15 protein-coding genes, 2 pseudogenes and 1 other annotated feature are annotated in these 18,273 nt (G+C 44.5%); of the genes and pseudogenes, 6 read left to right on the forward strand and 11 right to left on the reverse strand.

The window, feature by feature from the left end; genetic code table 11:
• Positions 1 to 294 precede the first annotated feature (294 nt).
• The 3 genes and pseudogenes from AB8P72_RS11465 to AB8P72_RS11475 form a co-directional block, all read right to left on the reverse strand.
• Positions 295 to 1,257 (reverse strand): IS30 family transposase, encoded by a 963-nt coding sequence (locus AB8P72_RS11465; protein WP_369957771.1) that lies wholly within the window; start codon positions 1,255 to 1,257, stop codon positions 295 to 297.
• An 86-nt stretch (positions 1,258 to 1,343) separates the two neighbouring features.
• On the reverse strand, positions 1,344 to 1,853 hold the full coding sequence (locus tag AB8P72_RS11470) for a TIR domain-containing protein (protein ID WP_369957772.1): 510 nt from the start codon (positions 1,851 to 1,853) through the stop codon (positions 1,344 to 1,346).
• Positions 1,792 to 2,673 (reverse strand): annotated as a pseudogene (locus AB8P72_RS11475) (IS982 family transposase). The gene AB8P72_RS11470 and the pseudogene AB8P72_RS11475 overlap by 62 nt, the downstream one beginning before the upstream one ends.
• A 120-nt stretch (positions 2,674 to 2,793) precedes the next feature.
• On the opposite strand from AB8P72_RS11475, the pseudogene AB8P72_RS11480 reads away from it, so the two are divergent.
• Positions 2,794 to 3,060, forward strand: a pseudogene (locus AB8P72_RS11480) (transposase); the annotation flags it as partial.
• 106 nt (positions 3,061 to 3,166) lie between these two features.
• Positions 3,167 to 4,386, forward strand: a protein-coding gene (locus AB8P72_RS11485) for an IS3 family transposase (protein ID WP_256933012.1) whose coding sequence is annotated in 2 segments (ribosomal slippage) — positions 3,167 to 3,443 and positions 3,443 to 4,386 — 1,221 coding nt in all. Because the reading frame shifts where the segments join, the coding sequence is not laid out codon by codon here.
• Positions 3,442 to 3,558: a sequence feature (AL1L pseudoknot), on the forward strand. Its footprint overlaps the gene before it by 117 nt.
• Here the strand turns inward: AB8P72_RS11485 and AB8P72_RS11490 are convergent.
• Together AB8P72_RS11490 and AB8P72_RS11495 are read right to left on the reverse strand one after the other, a co-directional pair.
• The gene (locus tag AB8P72_RS11490) at positions 4,350 to 4,709 is read right to left on the reverse strand and encodes an IS630 transposase-related protein (RefSeq protein ID WP_369957773.1); all 360 of its coding nucleotides are present in this window, start codon (positions 4,707 to 4,709) and stop codon (positions 4,350 to 4,352) included. The two genes, AB8P72_RS11485 and AB8P72_RS11490, sit on opposite strands and share 37 nt — an antisense overlap.
• A gap of 229 nt (positions 4,710 to 4,938) precedes the next feature.
• Complete coding sequence (locus AB8P72_RS11495) at positions 4,939 to 7,908, reverse strand: valine--tRNA ligase (RefSeq protein ID WP_369957774.1); 2,970 nt, start codon at positions 7,906 to 7,908, stop codon at positions 4,939 to 4,941.
• 251 nt (positions 7,909 to 8,159) lie between these two features.
• Between AB8P72_RS11495 and AB8P72_RS11500 the strand changes: the two genes are divergently transcribed.
• Positions 8,160 to 9,266, forward strand: a complete 1,107-nt coding sequence (locus tag AB8P72_RS11500) for a formate/nitrite transporter family protein (protein ID WP_369957775.1) — start codon at positions 8,160 to 8,162, stop codon at positions 9,264 to 9,266.
• Between the two features lie 266 nt (positions 9,267 to 9,532).
• Here the strand turns inward: AB8P72_RS11500 and AB8P72_RS11505 are convergent, their stop codons facing one another.
• The 6 genes from AB8P72_RS11505 to AB8P72_RS11530 form a co-directional block, all read right to left on the reverse strand.
• Entirely contained in the window at positions 9,533 to 10,456 is a 924-nt protein-coding gene (locus tag AB8P72_RS11505) for a bile acid:sodium symporter family protein (RefSeq protein WP_369957776.1), read from the reverse strand.
• Between the two features lie 417 nt (positions 10,457 to 10,873).
• Complete coding sequence (locus AB8P72_RS11510) at positions 10,874 to 11,362, reverse strand: YbjQ family protein (RefSeq protein WP_369957777.1); 489 nt, start codon at positions 11,360 to 11,362, stop codon at positions 10,874 to 10,876.
• A 48-nt stretch (positions 11,363 to 11,410) separates the two neighbouring features.
• Entirely contained in the window at positions 11,411 to 11,881 is a 471-nt protein-coding gene (locus tag AB8P72_RS11515; RefSeq protein WP_369957778.1) for a YbjQ family protein, read from the reverse strand.
• Between the two features lie 91 nt (positions 11,882 to 11,972).
• The gene (locus AB8P72_RS11520; RefSeq protein WP_068403615.1) at positions 11,973 to 12,530 is read right to left on the reverse strand and encodes a UPF0149 family protein; all 558 of its coding nucleotides are present in this window, start codon (positions 12,528 to 12,530) and stop codon (positions 11,973 to 11,975) included.
• A gap of 250 nt (positions 12,531 to 12,780) precedes the next feature.
• Positions 12,781 to 13,017 carry a PA3496 family putative envelope integrity protein gene (locus AB8P72_RS11525; protein ID WP_068403618.1) on the reverse strand — a complete coding sequence of 79 codons (237 nt, stop codon included), beginning with the start codon at positions 13,015 to 13,017 and terminating at the stop codon, positions 12,781 to 12,783.
• A gap of 189 nt (positions 13,018 to 13,206) precedes the next feature.
• Positions 13,207 to 14,712 (reverse strand): hypothetical protein, encoded by a 1,506-nt coding sequence (locus tag AB8P72_RS11530; RefSeq protein ID WP_369957779.1) that lies wholly within the window; start codon positions 14,710 to 14,712, stop codon positions 13,207 to 13,209.
• A gap of 522 nt (positions 14,713 to 15,234) precedes the next feature.
• Here AB8P72_RS11530 and serB point away from each other — a divergent pair.
• From serB to aciT, 3 genes are all read left to right on the forward strand, one after another.
• Positions 15,235 to 16,422, forward strand: coding sequence for a phosphoserine phosphatase SerB (gene serB, locus AB8P72_RS11535; protein WP_369957780.1), 1,188 nt, complete (start codon positions 15,235 to 15,237; stop codon positions 16,420 to 16,422).
• A gap of 138 nt (positions 16,423 to 16,560) precedes the next feature.
• Complete coding sequence (locus AB8P72_RS11540) at positions 16,561 to 17,571, forward strand: DUF368 domain-containing protein (RefSeq protein WP_068403652.1); 1,011 nt, start codon at positions 16,561 to 16,563, stop codon at positions 17,569 to 17,571.
• 226 nt (positions 17,572 to 17,797) lie between these two features.
• Entirely contained in the window at positions 17,798 to 18,187 is a 390-nt protein-coding gene (aciT, locus tag AB8P72_RS11545; protein WP_198328714.1) for an AciT family ciprofloxacin tolerance protein, read from the forward strand.
• Positions 18,188 to 18,273 lie beyond the last annotated feature (86 nt).

Raw genomic sequence — 18,273 nt, forward strand, 5'->3', positions numbered from 1 at the left:
CGTTAGAGTAGAATCCTTTAAAGATAATAGATTAATTACTGATGTAAAAAAACCGCTCACAGCACGAGCTAGAGCAGTTCTCAGAATTTAAAATCATTTAATCAAACAGACTTCGATATTTCATACTTATCTATGTTCTGCCTTATTTCTAAAGCAGCTTCAATCCAACCACTATAGTTACTTGTAAAATCTTTCCATGTAGGTTGTAATATATACGAGCTAGAGCACCCATTGCTAAGTCTTGTTGCGGGATAACGATAATTTAAATTATTTCTATTTTTATTGATCTTAGATTCAACATTGAAGTGCAACGCACCCGAAGCTAGATTTTACCTCAAGCGGTGTTCTAAACCCTAGCACCTTTCTTGGTCGATTATTTAAACTGTCTTCAATCGACTGAACTAAGTGCCTGCATAGGTTATCTAGACGCATCGACTTAGGTAGAAACTGACGAATTAAACCATTGGTATTCTCATTCGTTCCGCGCTCCCAAGAATGATAAGGCTGAGCGAAGTAAATATCAGCCTTTAACGCGGTTGCCATCGCTTCATGGTCAGCAAACTCTTTACCGTTGTCAAAGGTGATGCTTAACGCCTGCTCACCTTTTAACATGTCAATACAAGCTTGTGTGACAGCTTTTGCCTTACGATTGGGTAGCGCTTTGATCTTAGTCTCTCGAGTCGTTCTATCTACTAAAGTAACCAGAACACCTTGATGTCCATGACCAACCACCGTATCCCCTTCATAATCGCCCATACGACTGCGTGTCTCAATGATGCTAGGACGCTCAGTGATATCACAGCGGTTCGCTATTTTCCCGCGCCTATCATTGCCTTGCAGATACCGTCTCTTATAACGCTTTTGACATCTGAGGGTGGTGTGTAGAGCACCCCCTGCCTTTTTGTCAGTATAGATGTGTTGGTATATCGATTCATGGCTTGGGACATCTTCCCAACCCAGCATCCTCAGTCGCCCTGTTATCTGTTCAGGGGAGTAGTGCTTGCTGAGTAGATGCTCAATATAGCACCAGCCAAAGCGTCTAATCTGTGTGCTATTCTTAACTTTGCGCGCTTTTGCCAAACGATGGGCTTGTTTGGGGCGATAACCCCTTTGTCCCAGGTTTCGCCTTATCTCTCGACTCACCGTTGATTTATGACAGCCGATAATTCTAGCTATTTCACTCATGCCTTTTTTAGCTTGCAATAGTGCTGATATTTGATATCTTTGCTCTTGGGTAAGATGTGTATAGTGTTTCATAACGTTCTGATATGTAGGAGTTGAAGTTTGAAATGCAACACGGCACATCTTACTCTTCAACTCATTCTTTTAAAACGTTGCACTTCTTATTTGAATCTAGGGATAATTTCAAATCCAAAATTTGAATTCCTTGCATACTCATAGCTTCCATATCTATCAGGTAGAATAATAGCTAATATTGCATTAGGGGTACTACTAATAGTATTACGTGTTTTTCTTTTCAAAGAATACGATATTTCCCACGGTATCCACTGGTCTTTTTCTAAACTCACCCACTCTTTCATATTTGGAGAGATAAGTACTATAGTAATGGAACTATCATATATCTTTTCTGCCAGCTTACTTCTTATGGCATCATCCTTAAACGCTTCAAGACTTTCACTATTATTCTCTCCCTTAAATATATGAACACCTGTATCTTCAAAGTGGTTCTGAATTATATCTACATATGATCGCGCTGTAGTCAGTGGGGCATTCCACGAGTTATCTAAGGATTGAACATTTTCATCAGAATACTTATATGATACCCCACTCTCAACTTGAAATAAGCAAATCAAACTGAAGAGGCGGATTACCAAGTTTTTTGTTGAGTACAAAGCACAGATTGTGTGACAGGATTTTACGAATCAATCGATGAGACAAATGCCATAAATCTCTTGCTCTCACTCTTTGTATGTTAAATCGTTCTGATAGCTGACCAATGACTGTTTCAACGATACGGCGGGCTTTCATTAGCCGCCTTACCACAGGTTTGGGTCTATCCTCTTTCATGTTGGCTCTGAGTGGCGTTTGTAAATCCACGCCTTGAGCGTCGTAGTACGATGTCAGACTCGGGCTGATATACCCTTTATCAGCGCCAAGTAGCCCATGAATATGAGTGGTGATTTCTGGGGCAACCGCTCTTTCATCAACATTGGCAGGAGCAAAGGTAAAGCCTTTAATCATGCCCGATAAGTTAACAAGCAAATGGCCTTCAAAGCCATAGTACCTCTCTTGCTTAGCCGCACAGTAGCTAAAAGCTGCTAAGTCTTGATAATTCTTATGCCGATAAGCGCGTCCATAATGACAGACGGGTACCCAAAAGCCATCCATAAAATGAATGTTGTCACGGCCTTCAATTTGACTGACGTTATCTTGTATCTGCTATTTGACTTGCCACAGATTGGCGCAGTGCTTTGCGAAGTTAGGGTATGAGCCGATGGCTGGAAACCAGTCTTGCCAATGCTGGGTAAAGTATTGCCAAATTTGTTTGTCTTGATCTAGGTGTAAAAATTCACCGACCATCTCCATACAAATAACCTCAGGATCACTTAGCTTTGCCGCGTAACCTGCACTTCGCAAGGGTTTGGTGACGACTATTTTGTAATATTGCTCTACCATTAAATAGATATTGATGATAAATTCGTCTATGGGCATCTCACAACTCCATTGTATTCTTGGTCGAAAACAATAGATTAGTGAGGTGCTCTTCTGAGCTATGCTGAAGAAACCGTACAAGTAAACTTGGTAAACTAAGCATATTAATCGGAGTTTATCATGGTCAAGAAAATAAGAACCTATAGCACAGAATTTAAAGCTGAAGCCGTTAAGAAGATATCAGACAATAATGGCAATATCTCAGCAACCGCAAAGCAGCTTGGCATTGCCATGCAAACGCTATCGAATTGGCATAACAAAGCCAACCAAGGCAAGCTCAAAGGCACAGAGCAATACGACCCTGATCTTATGACAGCTCTTCAAGAAATAAAGCAGCTCAAACGACAACTCAAAGTTGCCGAAGAGGAGCGAGAGATATTAAATGAGGAGGGATAAAGCGGAGCATTGCTTCGCCCCGACGCAAGGGGAGAGCTATGCTCGAGTGAACCGCCCCGGGATTGTCGGAGACCTAATATTCTGAGAGAATACGACAATGAAAACACGACATTATACTCCTGAGATTAAAGAACGCGCCGTTCGCATGCTCATTGAAGCGGCAGGCGACTACCCCTCTACCTGGTCAGCGATTCAAGCCATCGCCCCTAAGATTGGCTGCACACCTGAGACCCTGCGATCCTGGCATAAAAAGCACATCGATCAAACTATTCCTGCCTCAGTACAAGCGCAAAGTGATAAAGAACGCATCAAAGAGCTTGAACGCGAGAATAAAGAACTTAAGCAAGCTAATGAAATCATCAGGAAGGCTGCTGCTTTTTTCGCCCAGGCGGAGCTCGACCGCCCACCGAAATAATGGTCGATTTCATTGATGTTAACAAGCAAGAATATGGGATCGAGCCAATCTGTAGAGTACTACCGATTGCCCCATCAACCTATCACCGTGCTAAAGACTTAGAAGAGTGCCCTGACAAGCGCCCATTACGCAGTCAGCATGACGACTTCTACATCAGCGAAATCAAACGTATCTGGCAGGACAGTAAATGCCGTTACGGTGTTCGTAAAGTCTGGCAGCAGATGAAGGCTGATGGCGTAAAGGTTGCTCGTTGCACCGTAGAGCGTTTAATGAAGCAGTATGGTATGCAAGGTGTCTGGCGCGGTAAGGGTAAGATTACCACCAACAGCCGTGACGACCAAAAACGCGCTGATGACCTAGTCAATCGTAACTTTAATGCACGTCAACCCAATCAGCTTTGGGTAGCTGACTTCACCTATATAAAAACAACTAGCGGCTGGGTATATACCGCTTTTATTATTGATGTATTTGCTCGCGCTATTGTGGGCTGGAAAGTATCGAATCGCATGAATACCGATATGGTTATGGCTGCGCTAAATCAGGCGATAGCAGACAGGAACAACCCTAAGGATGTCATTCATCACAGTGATCGAGGGGTTCAGTACTTATCCATTCGCTATACTGACAAAATGTGTGACTCTGGTATCATCGCTTCTGTCGGCACGACTGGTGATTCATACGATAATGCACTGGCTGAAACGGTCAATGGACTCTATAAATCTGAGGTAATTGACTATTTAAAGGAGAACTGGACTGGTATCAATGATGTTGAACTGGCAACCCTTGAATGGGTGGATTGGTTTAATAAAATACGACTGCATAGCACGATTGGTTATGTGTCACCCTTTGAGTTTGAAAAGCGGTATTATGATAATTTAATCCTGTCAGGCATGGCTGCCTGACTCAAGTAAATCACTCTCCGATATAGTCGGGGCGGTTCAGTGATGCCGATTCGTTTTAATGCAATGCCTATCGCTCTTTGAGTACAATTAAAACGCCGAGCTCGTTCGTGCTGATAGTCATCAGGATAAGCCTCTACATCCGCTCTCAGTAATGCATCGTCTATTTTAGTTGGGGTAAACTGACGTTTTTTACGCTCAGGAAATTTTTTCCAACGCTGAATAGTGTTGGTGCTAATTTGATATTCCTCGGCAAGTTGTCGAATGCTATAGCCTTCTGCAAGCTTATTGAGGATCAGTTGTCGGTAGTCTTTTGAGTATGCCATATTATATACTGTAGCGGATTTTTGTTTCTTTTACTATAGAGAGTAATATGGGTGGTAGAGAATAGAAAAGGCCACCATTTTTATGGTGGCCTTTTCTATTCTGCTTGCTTTTACGCGAGGGACGAGCGCCGAGCTGAGTGATTAAAGAACATCGCCTCATGCATCGCATATTTGTCCCTATTAAAAAATTCCGATGCTGAGGCCATGCTTTTTAAGCCTTTGCTTTTTTTTACAACGCTTTTAACTCTTCCATCTGCGCTGTCATCGCCGTCAACTGCCCTTCTAACTCAGCTAGTTTCGCTTTTTCGGCATCGACCACTTCCGCAGGTGCTTTACTGACAAAGCCTTCGTTACCTAGCTTGCGGGCGATACCTTCCGCTTGACCTTTCAACTTATCATATGACTTTCCTAAACGTGCCAGCTCAGCCGTTGGATCAATCAGCCCTTTCATTGGGACAAGCACGCGTAGCTGACTAACCATACTTGATGACGATAATGGCACTTCATCACCTTCTTTTAGTATCTCTAGGCTCTCAACTTTGGCAAGTGCTTTAAACTGATTTTTGATACGAGATAGACGCGCATCTTCATCACTAGAGATATTTTGCAGTAGCACTGGCAGACGTACCGCATTACCCAGTTTCATTTCACCACGAATGTTACGCACGCTCGCGATGAGCTCTTGTAGCCACTCCATATCGGCTTCGGTTTGCTCACTGATTTGCGCAGTATCGGTTTGTGGATAGTCAGCAACGACGATGCTGTCGGTATTCTTACGACCCAGTAGCGGCGCAACCGTCTGCCAAATTTGCTCGGTCAGATACGGCATGATTGGATGGCTAAAGCGTAGCGCGGTCTCAAGCACATGCAGCAATACATAGCGGATTTGTGCTTTACGCTCACTCGATACTGACTCATCATTGAGGCTGGCTTTGGCAAGCTCAACATACCAATCACAGTACTCATTCCAGATAAACTCATAAATATCATGGCTGACCATATCGAGGCGATACTGGGCAAAATGCTGATGAATATTGCTAATGGTCGAGTTTAGACGACTCATGATCCATTTTTCTGGTAATTCCCAAACATCCACGTTGGCAGTTTGGTCAATCGCTTGCGCATTGCCTTCTTTATCGACACAGTTCATCAGTACAAAGCGGCTGGCGTTCCAGATTTTATTACAGAAGTTACGATAGCCCTCGACACGCTTTAGATCAAAGTTGATATCGCGACCAGTACTGGCAAGCGAGGTAAAGGTAAAGCGCAGCGCGTCGGTGCCATAAGCTGGGATACCTTCTGGGAACTCTTTACGCGTTTGCTTTTCAATTTTCGCCGCGTCTTTTGGATTCATCATATTGCTGGTACGTTTTTCAACCAGCGTTTCCAGATCTATACCATCGATCAAATCAATCGGATCTAAGACGTTACCTTTAGATTTTGACATCTTTTGACCATTGCCATCACGCACTAGACCATGCACATAAACGGTTTTAAACGGTACTTGCGGCGTGCCATCTTCGTTTTTGACGAAGTGCATGGTCATCATGATCATGCGCGCAACCCAAAAGAAAATAATGTCAAAGCCAGTCACCAACACGCTGGTCGGGTGAAAGGTTTTCAGTACGCGCGGATCAGCGTTCGGGTCTGCCCAGTCAAGCGTACTAAACGTCCACAAACCCGAGCTAAACCAGGTATCAAGCACGTCATCGTCTTGGCGCAATTTAACATCGTCGCTTAGATTGTACTTAGTGCGTACTTCCGCTTCATCACGGGCCACATAAATCTCGCCGGTCGCATCGTCATACCATGCAGGGATACGATGTCCCCACCACAGCTGACGGCTGATACACCAGTCCTGCAAGTCGGTCATCCACGCCATATACATGTTTTTGTATTGTGCAGGAACGAACTCAATTCGGCCATCTTCTACGGCGTCAATCGCAGGCTTGGCAAGCTTACTTACTGCTACATACCATTGATCGGTCAACCATGGCTCAACGATCGTACCGCCACGCTCAGCACGAGGGGCTTTGAGCGCGTAGTCTTCGATATCCTCTAGCCAGCCCTGCTCGCCCGCTTGCTCAACAAGGAATTTACGCGCCGCGAAACGCTCAAGTCCTGCATATTCACTTGGCGTGGTTTCTAATGTTGGCTCACGTGTTTGTAGGTCAGGATAAACTTCCATCGCGGGCAAAATGTTAGCGCGCTCATCAAGGATATTAATCAATGGTAAATTATGACGACGACCAAGCTCATAGTCATTAAAGTCGTGGGCTGGGGTGATTTTTACGCAGCCAGTACCAAATTCGATATCAACATAATCATCGGCAACGATAGGCACAATGCGACCAGTAATCGGCAAGGTAATGGTTTTGCCAATCAAATGCGCGTAACGCTCGTCCTTTGGATTGACGGCAACGGCGGTATCACCAAGCAAGGTTTCAGGGCGTGTGGTGGCGACGACCAGATAGTTTTTACCTTCTTGGGTCGTTAAGCCTTTATCGGTGAAATGATAGCGGAAATGCCATAAGCTGCCTTTTTCATCGACGTTTTCTACTTCTAAATCCGATAGCGCCGTTTGGAACTTAGGATCCCAGTTGACCAGACGCTTACCACGATAAATCAAACCATCATCGAATAGGCGCACGAACACTTCTTTTACCGCATTAGACAAGCCATCATCCATGGTAAAGCGCTCACGCGACCAATCAACCGAGCTACCAAGACGGCGAATCTGACGAGTGATATTATCGCCCGACTCTTCTTTCCACTCCCAGACTTTATCGATAAAGTCTTCGCGCATCATTTCACGACGTTTCAAACCTTGCGCCTCCAAACGACGCTCAACCACCATTTGGGTGGCGATACCCGCATGATCGGTGCCCGGTTGCCAAAGCGTGTTGTCACCATCCATACGGTGATAACGCGTTAGCGCATCCATAATGGCATTGTTAAAGCCGTGGCCCATATGCAGCGAGCCGGTGACGTTTGGTGGTGGCAGCGCGATAGAGAACGACTCGTCTTTATCAAAGCTTGGCTTAAAATAACCGCTTTCTTCCCAGCCTTGATACATGCCTGCTTCGACATCGCTTGGATTATAGGCGTTCTCTAATTGGCTTAGGGCGGCCTGAATCGATTGAGTCAGGTTGCTCTTGGTGTTGCTCTTGGTATTATCAGGGGTATTAGGAGTACTCATAATAGAATGGTCTTTTATTAAAAATGAAGGTGGTCAAACAAAGTTATCGAAAAATAGGGAAAATAATTAATAGAGTGATTTTAACGCAGATGGGCAGATTTTGTTAGATGCTAAGGACATTTATCAGTCTTCAATAGCGGCAGGGGCCAATTTACAACAGTAATCGGCTGAACACTCAACATAATAAACGCTGCGCATACGCTAGAATAAAGAGAAACCTAAATTGTCATCAGATAAACAGCGAGCCGACCGTGTTTAAAGATAGCGAGCACAACGATAACAATAATAGTAGCAATAGCAGCCACTCTAAAGCTGAAAAAAGAGAGGATGTACGCTCTATAGCTGCTGAAGAAAATAGTGCTGAAGACAAAGTAGAAGGCGATACTGAGGCGCAGAGCGACTCCGATACCACAGAAAACTTAGAGGACGAAGATTTCTCTGAGGATATTAGCGAAGAAGACAAAGAGACCATCAAAAAAGTCGCCAATGATGACAATTTCAGCCAAGCAAAAAGCTATGCCAGTATCTTGGTTGAGCAGGTGATGGATGCCAGAGAAACCTTTGAGCGCTCGCTTGGCTCGTTATTTACCAGTGCTTTTACTGCTGGGCTTGAGATTGGCATCAGCTTCTTTATGATTTTATCGGCTTTTGCGCTTTTGAGTGGCGTGCTCCCGAGCCATTACGCGATCGTCCTCGCTTCCCTACTTTATCCGATTGGCTTTATTATTGTCGTCATCGGTCAATCGCTTTTATTTACCGAACAAACCTCTCTTTTAAGCCTTCCTGTACTCAATAAAATCGAACCCTTACATAAATTGCTACGCCTTTGGGGCATTGTCATCGCCGGTAACGTCGTTGGAGGCTGTTTATTTGCCGCTTTGATGATCGGACTAGGTTTAAATATGCAGCTGTTTAGCGTCAGTGACATCGATGCCTATGCCGAGCATATCTTAGGGTTTAGATGGTGGGTGATATTTGGTAGCGCCATCTTGGCAGGCTGGATGATGGGTATCACCGCCTGGCTTGTGACCTCGGCGCGCGATACCCTAAGTCGCATTGTTTTAGTGACCTTGATTACTGGCAGTATTGGCTTTTTAGGTTTGCATCATAGTATCGTCGGTAATATCGAGATATTTTCTGCTTTGCTTTATGGCAATACCGTCAGCTTAGCGCGCTATTTGCTATTTTTGGCGGTGATATTGGTTGGCAACACCGTTGGCGGGGTGGTGTTTGTCGCGGTACTAAAAAACCGTACCTTCTTGTTTGATATTGCTAAGGTCAAAGAAGAAACTGCCAAAGACAAACCAAACGAAGTCAACAATATAAACAGCCGTATAAATACCCGACGACCTTATTAACAATAATTAGCAGTAAAATCCTTAAGCTAATTTCCCATAACAGATTTTAAGCATTTAAACCTGTTATGGGATTTTATGAACGAGTGATATATAGTAAATTCCATTTAGAAATGTTATAGGACTGCTGGAATAAATTTTTCGAAGCCTCTGGAGTGCGAAGCACACAGCAAGCGAGGAAGATTTATTCCAGCAGAGCGCTATTTTAAATGAACCACTTTTATATTGAATTGGCTATAGATGCTTAACGTCTGTCTAAATCATTAGCGTTAAAGCATGCGCGCGGCTAATACACTGCTTTCTATTTCAGACTTTCTCAGTTTATTGTGTCGCGCGCTAAATATGCGTACCAAAATCCCTGCCATCAAGAACATCACCAAGGTATAGATGGCTGGCATCATCGACATATCGTAGTTCGATAATAACGTCAACGCCATAAATATCGATAAGGTACTGTTTTGGAGCCCGACTTCTAACGTGACCGACGTTCTTTGCGCCAAGTTTAGACCAAACCATTTACTACTATAATAACCAAGCGCCATGGTTGAAAGGTTCAATATTATCGACACAGGGCCGGTAGCGATAAAGGCATCGACGATGATATCGCGTTGCACATAGCCCAAAAACAGCACTAAAAACGTTAAAAAAAGCACGCCAAAGCGCGACACATAGATTTGTGAGCGATCGGCGACTGCTGGCGCGTAACGCTTAATCAGCATGCCGATACTAATAGGCACAATCGTTAGCAGCACCAAAGTAAGCACCGTTTTTAATACGGGCAATTCAAACGCGCTACCGCTGCCCATAAAATAAATCAACGAAAAGCTCAGTACAATCGGAATGGTAAATACCGTGATAACGCTGGCAATTGCGGTCATCGTCACCGACAGCGCCACATCGCCTTTGGCCAAATAAGTAAATAAGTTTGAGGTAGTGCCGCCTGGGCATAGCACGAGCAGCATAACGCCAACGGCATACTCTGGGCGTAATGGCATGATATTGGCTAAGGCAAAGCCGATGATTGGCAGTAGTATCAGCTGATTGGTCAAGCCTATACCGACAGCTTTGGGATACTTTAACACCCGTTTAAAATCGTTGGTGACGAGGGTCAAGCCCATGCCCATCATGATTAAAAACAAGCAAATAGGAATAATAACTGAGTTTACTAAAGTGACTAGCGCCAAACTTTCCATACTAACATCCCTGTAAATGTGACCTATTCCTAGATCAACTGCTAATGATTGAGTGATACCTGCTTAGCATTCCTTGCTAAGGCTGGTTAATAGCGGCTAACGCTTAATATTAACGACCATCACTCGTTGTTATACTGAATTGCTGTTATATAGTCAAAATATCCTAAAAACGAGACGGTATTGCTGATATATCGATATTATTTTTTACTCACTATAGCTTTTATGAGAGTGCTTATAGCATAAAAGTTAGCAAAACATATAGCGAGTATATAGCGCAAATGTCATATACATTTGCTTTATTCAACGACTCATCAGTCAAGGGTAAAATGTGGGAATAGAGTAGAAATAGAAAGGGTTTTAGTCAGAGTAAATAAGGGAATTTGCCAGAATGTTTAATATGGTTAGGGTTAAATGACTTTAAAGGATCGAGGCTTTATTAGAATTTTCACAACTATGGATGGCGGTACCATAGGCAATGGCTTCGACCATGCTGCCCAACTGATTGACATTACTGACTTCAAAACGCAGGCCATAAATATGACTATATCCTTTCGCCTGCGCTTGGCTACGCATACGTACGGCAGCTTCACGGCGCGCGCGGTCGAGCAAAGTTTCATAAGTAGTGAGATTTTTACCAAAGATACTTAAAACGCGAGCAATGACCATTTTAAAATAATCTTGCGCAATCACCACGCTGCCAAGTACCAATTCACCCTCAGTATGAGCTGCAAGTTTAGGTACATAAAAGCGCTCGGTCGAAACGACAATATGGCTAAGCTCTTTTTCATCGATTTTTAATTGTGCCAAGTGCTGACGCTCATGCCGTGAGCCAAAAAACCAGCCGACCACAAACAGTACCAGAAGCGGCGCATAGTTGATGAGCATTTGGGTGAGAGAATTATTCATGGACCGTCTCGAGCGTCAAAAAGCATTGCTGCTTTTTTTACTGGTTAATTAACCAAAAGGATTGAAACGTGGCAAATCATCAGCGGCGGCGGTTGGGTTTTGCGGCCCCGCTTGGTCATGATTTTGCAAACCTGTAGGACCAGAAGGATTGCTTGGCGGTTGGTGAGATGACGGCGAAGAGATGGACTGCTGCGGCATGGGCACGGCTTTAACCGCTGTGCCATAAACAAACAGCTCAGAAGCGCCTTGGGCAATGCTCGAAGTCGAAAACCGCAGACCTACCACGGCATCGGCACCTAAGGCTTCTGCTTTGATGACCATACGATCGATGGCTTCTTGGCGTGACTCTTCTAACAGCTCGGTATAGGCCGTCAGCTCACCACCAACGATATTTTTTAGCCCAGCGAACAAGTCTTTGCCCACGTGCTTTGAGCGCACAGTACTACCGTAAACGACGTCCAAGCGCTCGGTAATCTGATAGTTGGGTAAGTGCTCAAGGTTGGAAAGTTGCACAGTCATGCTACAGCCTTATCGGTGACTTATATGGGTTCAATGAACATTTATGGTTTCAATGAATAATAAACAATCAATATTGTTGAAACAAACCATGCTAGTCGTTGGTATGAAACAATAAAAACAGCTCGGTCAAATTGCCTTCGATGCTATTGGCCATTTGCGCCATTTTATCTTCATCAGCGCGCATTTCGGCAAGTTCAGGATCTTCATCATCGATACCGCTTAGCACAATCATTGGTAAGGTTAAGACCGCCACATCTTCTGCCGTTTCTTCATCTTCAAACCAGTCACTGGCTTCATCACCATACATCGCATCGACAAAACCAATCGACCAAGCAACAATATCAGACTCTTCTGAAAAATCGACCGCCACTTCTTCATCACCCGCATCTTCACCAAAGGGTAGCTCGATCGGCGTCTCGTTTTTTAGCTCAGCCATAATCGAGTCGCGCCAGCGCTGAATACCGTCAATCACATTTGCAGGAATGTCACTGACGTGACCTTCAAATAGCGCATCGAGCCAATTTGGCAACGGACGACCAATAACTGTCGCGGTCAAAAAACCGTGGGTGGCAACACTATCCAGCACGAACTGGCTCTCATCATTGTCCAAATAGTCTAATAATTCATCGAAACTGAGTGGGTTATTCATAGCGTGGGGTCCTCGGCGGCTAGATTACGGCGTACGCCATACATGAGTATGGCAACATAAAAAGAGCTGATTGCAGCATCATTTTTAACAATTTAATATTATTAAAAACCTCTGACAATCAGCTTAGCACAATATACTTAACATGATGATTGCTTATCTGTGTAACCAGTTAACAACTTTCGGCTAACACAAGCCATTATCTCTACTTTGCCTGATTATCAAGCGGCAAACTTAAAACAGAAATAACGGGTTAAATATCGTCATCATCCCAGTCATCGCCATCTTCATCAAAATTATCGATGTCATCAAGATCGTCTTTGAGCTCTTTTTCTAGACGTTTTTCTTCTAGTAGGTTATCAATCAAACGGCGTTTTTCAAGGCTACTTAAGCGCGTACGCACACTGGTTTCGGCCTCTTCCACCATCTTGGCGTCGTCATCATCGACAAAATCGTCATCAAAATCGTCATCAATATCAGCGTCACTCATGACAAGCTCCTATCGTTTTTCGGCAAAGGTATTAAAAATACATAAATATATATATGCCTTATAAAGTCTCTCCCAAGCGTTGTCAATCCTTTTTATCACTATGACAACGTTATGCTCAAAGCTAATAAGCGCACAAGCATTTATCTTACAGGCAATTGTAGAGATTCACTGACGTCTAAAGTGACAAATTTACCCCTGCTCTTCTGTCTCTTCAATCATCAATACCGCATTACGTACATCAGCCAGCCGCTGAATCATGGCATCATTACCGCCATCGAATATCGCACATTCGCGCTCATAAACGGTCGTTGGGCGCATGACGCTTTGGAGCTGCACATGATGATTGATTTGTTTAATACCCGCATTTGGTAGCAAAATAAGCATCTGCTCTTTTTTACCGACGCTCTCTAATAAATGACTCATCGCCTCAACTTGCGCATTGTCACTGACACCCGCTTTCGCTGGTAAGGCAAATCTTGACAGCTCGATATGCTTATCGTGGATAATTTTATTGAGCATGAGATACAGCTTAGCGAGCATCACCCCTGCCAATGCTACTTTGGCATGGCTATTATCTGCCTTTAGCATCACATAAGCGCCGCTTTCATCAAAGTGTGGCTCATTAATCGCGCTGACCCCAAGCAATAATGGCTGCTTCAGTAATTCGGTCACCGCTTGATTTAATAACTGCGTACATAATGCCAAATAAGGCAGGCGCTGCGACGGCGCTAAGCGTTCGAGCATATTGAACTCATCATGAAAAACTATCTGGACGCTGACACTATCAACTGGACGGTTGGCAGACAGCCGAGCAATACCATTAGAGCCATTAGGCTTATGGCTGTCATGATTGTTAGCATTGCCAGCAGTCAGTTGGTCCTGTAGATTGTCCGCGCCATCGTTACTCATAGCATGTGCAGTGGTGTCATGAGTCGCATCAAGCTCAGGATTTTGACCTTGCTGCCCTCTAACGTATTGATTGACCGCACTATGAATATCTAGTTTACGCGGTAGGTCTGATTTATCAGCATTTGGATTGCGGCTGGTAGCCGCGGCATTGGCTGCACTAGCGGATTCTGTTGACACATCTTCTGTTTCATCGCCACGCTCAAGGTTGCGCTCATAACCACGCGCAAATTCGCGCTGATCGATCTGTCTGTACTGCTCGCGATGTAAATCTTGAATATCGCGGCTTAGGGCATTGATTTGCTCCTTAGTTGGGCGCGCAATATAACCATAAATCAGCCATAGCAATAAATGCAGCAGCATCGAGCCAATCACAAACGGCCACTGCATGGCAATAATCTCACCCTTGCTAATGTCTTTAAGCGTCAAGGCCACGCTACCGATGACTGCATCGCCTTTGGTGGCGATTTGGCTAATGGTATCGCCTTGCTGCATCGGTGCATTACCGACTGGCACCAAGACATCGCCATTATTGTCTTTAATCAAAATGCGCGTGACGTCCTGCTCGCTGGTATAACGATTGGCTATGACGCTAAGGCTGACGCGGTCTTTATTTTCTAAAGATAAGCGCGCTTCATCAATGAGCTGAGCGACCATTTGCTCGCCCTTTTGGGCACGGCTATTGCTCAGCTGCTGATCGGTACTGATGACCAATAATAGGGTCTGCAAACAAAAACTAACCAGAAGAATAATGGCAAACAACCCTTGCCGCGGCGCTAAATACGTCATGATATGGTAAACTTTTTTGGATAAATGGAAGTAAAAAAACGAGGCTAAGGCTCATTTTCTAGAAGTGTATGCAGCTCTTAATTTGTCTATTTATTTTTTGCTTAATTTACTAGCGCTGCCACTCAATCAATAGTATTGCAGTATTTAAACGCATAGCACTTAAACAAATAGCACTTAAACAAATAGCACCTAAATAGATGACACTGAAACCAATGCTATTGATAAGACCTTGCCATCGTACAGCAGTTTTGTTGTGCAATTATGTTCGGCTTATACTTTTACCGACAAATCGAGCGCTTATTTTCTCTACTATATCATCATAGTAAGGGTTATGGCGTTAGCGAATCGCATAAATTTATTGTAAGAATTTTCTTCTATGCGGCGGCGCTTTTTAGGCCTGTTAATTGGGTATGCTAAGCGTTTTTGTCAGACTGTGAGACTTTGTACCTCATCTATAGGCGCTGCCCAGTAAAGCTGCTATTATTCCCAATCTTATATCAGCATACAAGGGACAATTGAGCGATGCAAAAAAATACATCTTACTCGTTACCAAAAGACAGCAAAGCTTGGCAACAAGCGGTCGATTCTGTAGCCTCATTATTGCCTGAAGGCACAAATCTACATGATTTTGATGCGCTACAATCCTTGCCTGTGTTTGCCTTAATTGTGGTATTGCCGACGCATGTATCTTCGCTCGATATTCATCAATATGTGCAGTCTTGGGTCGATGAGCAGCCAAACTGGCACTTGGTCACTGTCGCAGAAGACGCCGACGCCAATTTTGTCGATATTGAGATTGCTGATATAGATACCACGCAGCCATTTGCCAAGCGCTCGTTTATTGATGTGCAAGTGTTCCGCTATCTACTGGTGCCCGTCACCGATACTCTCATGCACCCTGCTAAAAAGACAGCAGCGGCGCACATTATCGATGACCAATTGACCACCCGTCTGCGCCACGATTTAACCGAGGACTATAAAAACTCGCAAACTGCCATAGGTAGCGAGCATTTAGATGTGGTCGACTGTCATATCTTGTCGGTTGGTCATATGCTACGTACCCATAAGCTGGCCTGTTTTGATATGGATTCGACCTTGATTGAACAAGAAGTCATCGTTGAACTGGCAAAAACTGCAGGGATTGGCGAGCAAGTTGCAGCCATTACCGAAGCGGCGATGCGCGGTGAGATGGATTTTGATGAATCCTTTGCACAGCGCGTGGCCTTATTAAAAGGCATATCGACCGATGTGCTCGATGATATTTGTAGCCGTTTAACCTTATCAACAGGCGCGCTGACCACTATCAGCGCCCTTAAAGCTCTGGGTTATCATACGGTCTTGGTCTCAGGCGGCTTTACCTATTTTGCCCGTTATATCGCTGAGCAACTAGGCATCGATGAAGTCCACGCCAATGCGCTAGATATCGAAGACGGCGAAGTGACCGGTCATGTGCAACTGCCGATTATTAATGGCGCCAAAAAAGCGGCGATTGCTGAACATACTGCTGAGCGCTTGGATATTGATATGTCACAAGTGGTTTGCGTCGGCGATGGTGCCAATGATTTACCGATGATGGCGCTAGCGGATTTGGGCGTGGCGTTTAATGCCAAACCCATCGTTCAAGCGCGTGCGGACGCTGCGGTCAATGTTACAGGGCTTGAAGGCGTGCTTTATGCGCTTGGCTATCCAGCCTTTGCCCGCACTAGATAACGCTTAACCATTCTAAAAAATTAGCTAGGTTAAGGATTTGTCTTTAGCCTAGCTTTTATGGTTGAAGCTTTTTTATATCTGCATCTCTTTTACCCTATTCATCTTATTTTTATCTTGTTAAATAAAAAAGGACTGTCCATGACGGCATCACAATCACCGCGGCCAGATGCGCCGTCATCTTCCACTCCTCTAGATAATGAACATTCAGTTCAGGAAAGCACCCCTATTTATAATGACAGTCCAAAGCAGCTATTTGGCGTCTATGCCAAAGGCATTGCGATGGGTGCAGCAGACATTGTACCCGGTGTTTCTGGCGGTACGATTGCTCTAATTGCAGGGATTTACGAGCGCTTGATTAATGCTTTGAGTAGCGTCGGCCCTCATCTTTGGCAAATATTTCGTCAACAAGGCGGGCTTAAAGGCTTGGTCGCCGTATGGAAGCAAGTCGATGCCACTTTTTTGGTGTGCTTGCTACTTGGTATCGCCACCAGTTTTGCTACGTTAGCTGGATTTATTAAGCATTTACTCGACCATCAGCCTTTACTGATTTGGTCGTTCTTTTTTGGTTTGGTGGTGGCAACGGTCTTTATCTTATTGACTGAGATTACACGCTGGAATATAGGACGGGTGGTATTGTTTTTGCTAGGGGCTGGTAGCGCGGTTGTCATCAGTAGCTTACCGTTATTGACCACCGCGCCGAGTTTGCCGTATTTGTTTCTTGCAGGTGCGATTGCCATTTGTGCGATGATATTACCCGGTATCTCAGGCTCATTTATTCTATTATTAATGGGCGCTTATGACACCGTACTCGAAGCGGTGCATACGCTAAACTTTAGTATTATTTTTACCGTCATAGCTGGCATGGCAACGGGGTTATTATTATTTACCCGTATGCTCAAATGGTTGCTATCACGCTATTATCAAGCAACCCTTGCCTTGTTGACAGGTTTTATTGCAGGCTCGCTGGTGAAAGTTTGGCCATGGAAAACCGATGCGCTCGGTACATTAAATAGCGCTGCTATCAGTAACGTCATGCCATGGCAATACCCTACGGGCGCGCATTGGCTGACGACTTTGGGCTTGATGCTGTTAGGCGCTGTTTTGGTCACTGCCTTATCGTGGTGGGGGCGCCGCGGCGTTCGCCCTTAAAGCCAAATCTACGTTAAAGAGTATGTTAAGTCCAAAAAAGCGCCCACGATTGAGGCGCTTTTTTGTTGCTATTAACGGCGATATTTGCGAGCAATTTCCTTAAAACTGTTTAAAAAAATCAAACGTCAGCTGTTGTCGCAAAGTCGTCGCTAGCCTCTTTAGCTTTAGCTCGCAAACTTCCATAATGACCCTGTTGGAATTCACCTGATAAAGAGCGAGATGAACAATGTTATTAACCATATTTTCTACTTTTGCCAGTGAGACATGGGGCGTAGGTGCCATATTGGGTACTGGACTGCTAATGGGTTTGGTGCTTGCGCTGGCTTTATCGTCGCAGCGTTGGTTACTGTGGTATCTGTTTGGCGGCATGGCGTATTGGTTGGCGGTTGAAGCCATTCATAGCTTGTTAAGTTATTGGTCGGTACTATCAGAATGGCACAATTATGTGATCGCGATGGGTATTAGCTGGCTGCCTTTGATAGGTTGGGTACTCTATAGAGCATTGCGTTACGAAGACGTCAGCCGCACTGTACATCAGCAGCGCGAGCGACAAGCCGCCCGCTATATTGAACACACGCCCGTTTATGATGATGACTATCAACCGCGCTTTCAGTAATTCAGTCATTCGGTCATTTACTAAGCTTGTTCCAATCATACCGCTGTCATCGAATGTTACAAGATACTTAAGGCACTCTACGTAAA

The sequence above is a fragment of the Psychrobacter sp. CLB018 genome (assembly GCF_041222815.1).
GTDB classification, from domain to species: domain Bacteria; phylum Pseudomonadota; class Gammaproteobacteria; order Pseudomonadales; family Moraxellaceae; genus Psychrobacter; species Psychrobacter faecalis.

Bases quoted from the DNA above. Each gene is read 5' to 3' on its own strand.
- AB8P72_RS11530 (WP_369957779.1), bottom strand. From the start codon at position 14,712: ATGACGTATTTAGCGCCGCGGCAAGGGTTGTTTGCCATTATTCTTCTG.
- AB8P72_RS11540 (WP_068403652.1), top strand. From the start codon at position 16,561: ATGACGGCATCACAATCACCGCGGCCAGATGCGCCGTCATCTTCCACT.
- AB8P72_RS11515 (WP_369957778.1), bottom strand. From the start codon at position 11,881: ATGACTGTGCAACTTTCCAACCTTGAGCACTTACCCAACTATCAGATT.
- AB8P72_RS11510 (WP_369957777.1), bottom strand. From the start codon at position 11,362: ATGAATAATTCTCTCACCCAAATGCTCATCAACTATGCGCCGCTTCTG.
- AB8P72_RS11490 (WP_369957773.1), bottom strand. From the start codon at position 4,709: ATGGCATACTCAAAAGACTACCGACAACTGATCCTCAATAAGCTTGCA.
- serB (WP_369957780.1), top strand. From the start codon at position 15,235: ATGCAAAAAAATACATCTTACTCGTTACCAAAAGACAGCAAAGCTTGG.
- AB8P72_RS11505 (WP_369957776.1), bottom strand. From the start codon at position 10,456: ATGGAAAGTTTGGCGCTAGTCACTTTAGTAAACTCAGTTATTATTCCT.
- aciT (WP_198328714.1), top strand. From the start codon at position 17,798: ATGTTATTAACCATATTTTCTACTTTTGCCAGTGAGACATGGGGCGTA.
- AB8P72_RS11495 (WP_369957774.1), bottom strand. From the start codon at position 7,908: ATGAGTACTCCTAATACCCCTGATAATACCAAGAGCAACACCAAGAGC.
- AB8P72_RS11525 (WP_068403618.1), bottom strand. From the start codon at position 13,017: ATGAGTGACGCTGATATTGATGACGATTTTGATGACGATTTTGTCGAT.
- AB8P72_RS11465 (WP_369957771.1), bottom strand. From the start codon at position 1,257: ATGAAACACTATACACATCTTACCCAAGAGCAAAGATATCAAATATCA.
- AB8P72_RS11520 (WP_068403615.1), bottom strand. From the start codon at position 12,530: ATGAATAACCCACTCAGTTTCGATGAATTATTAGACTATTTGGACAAT.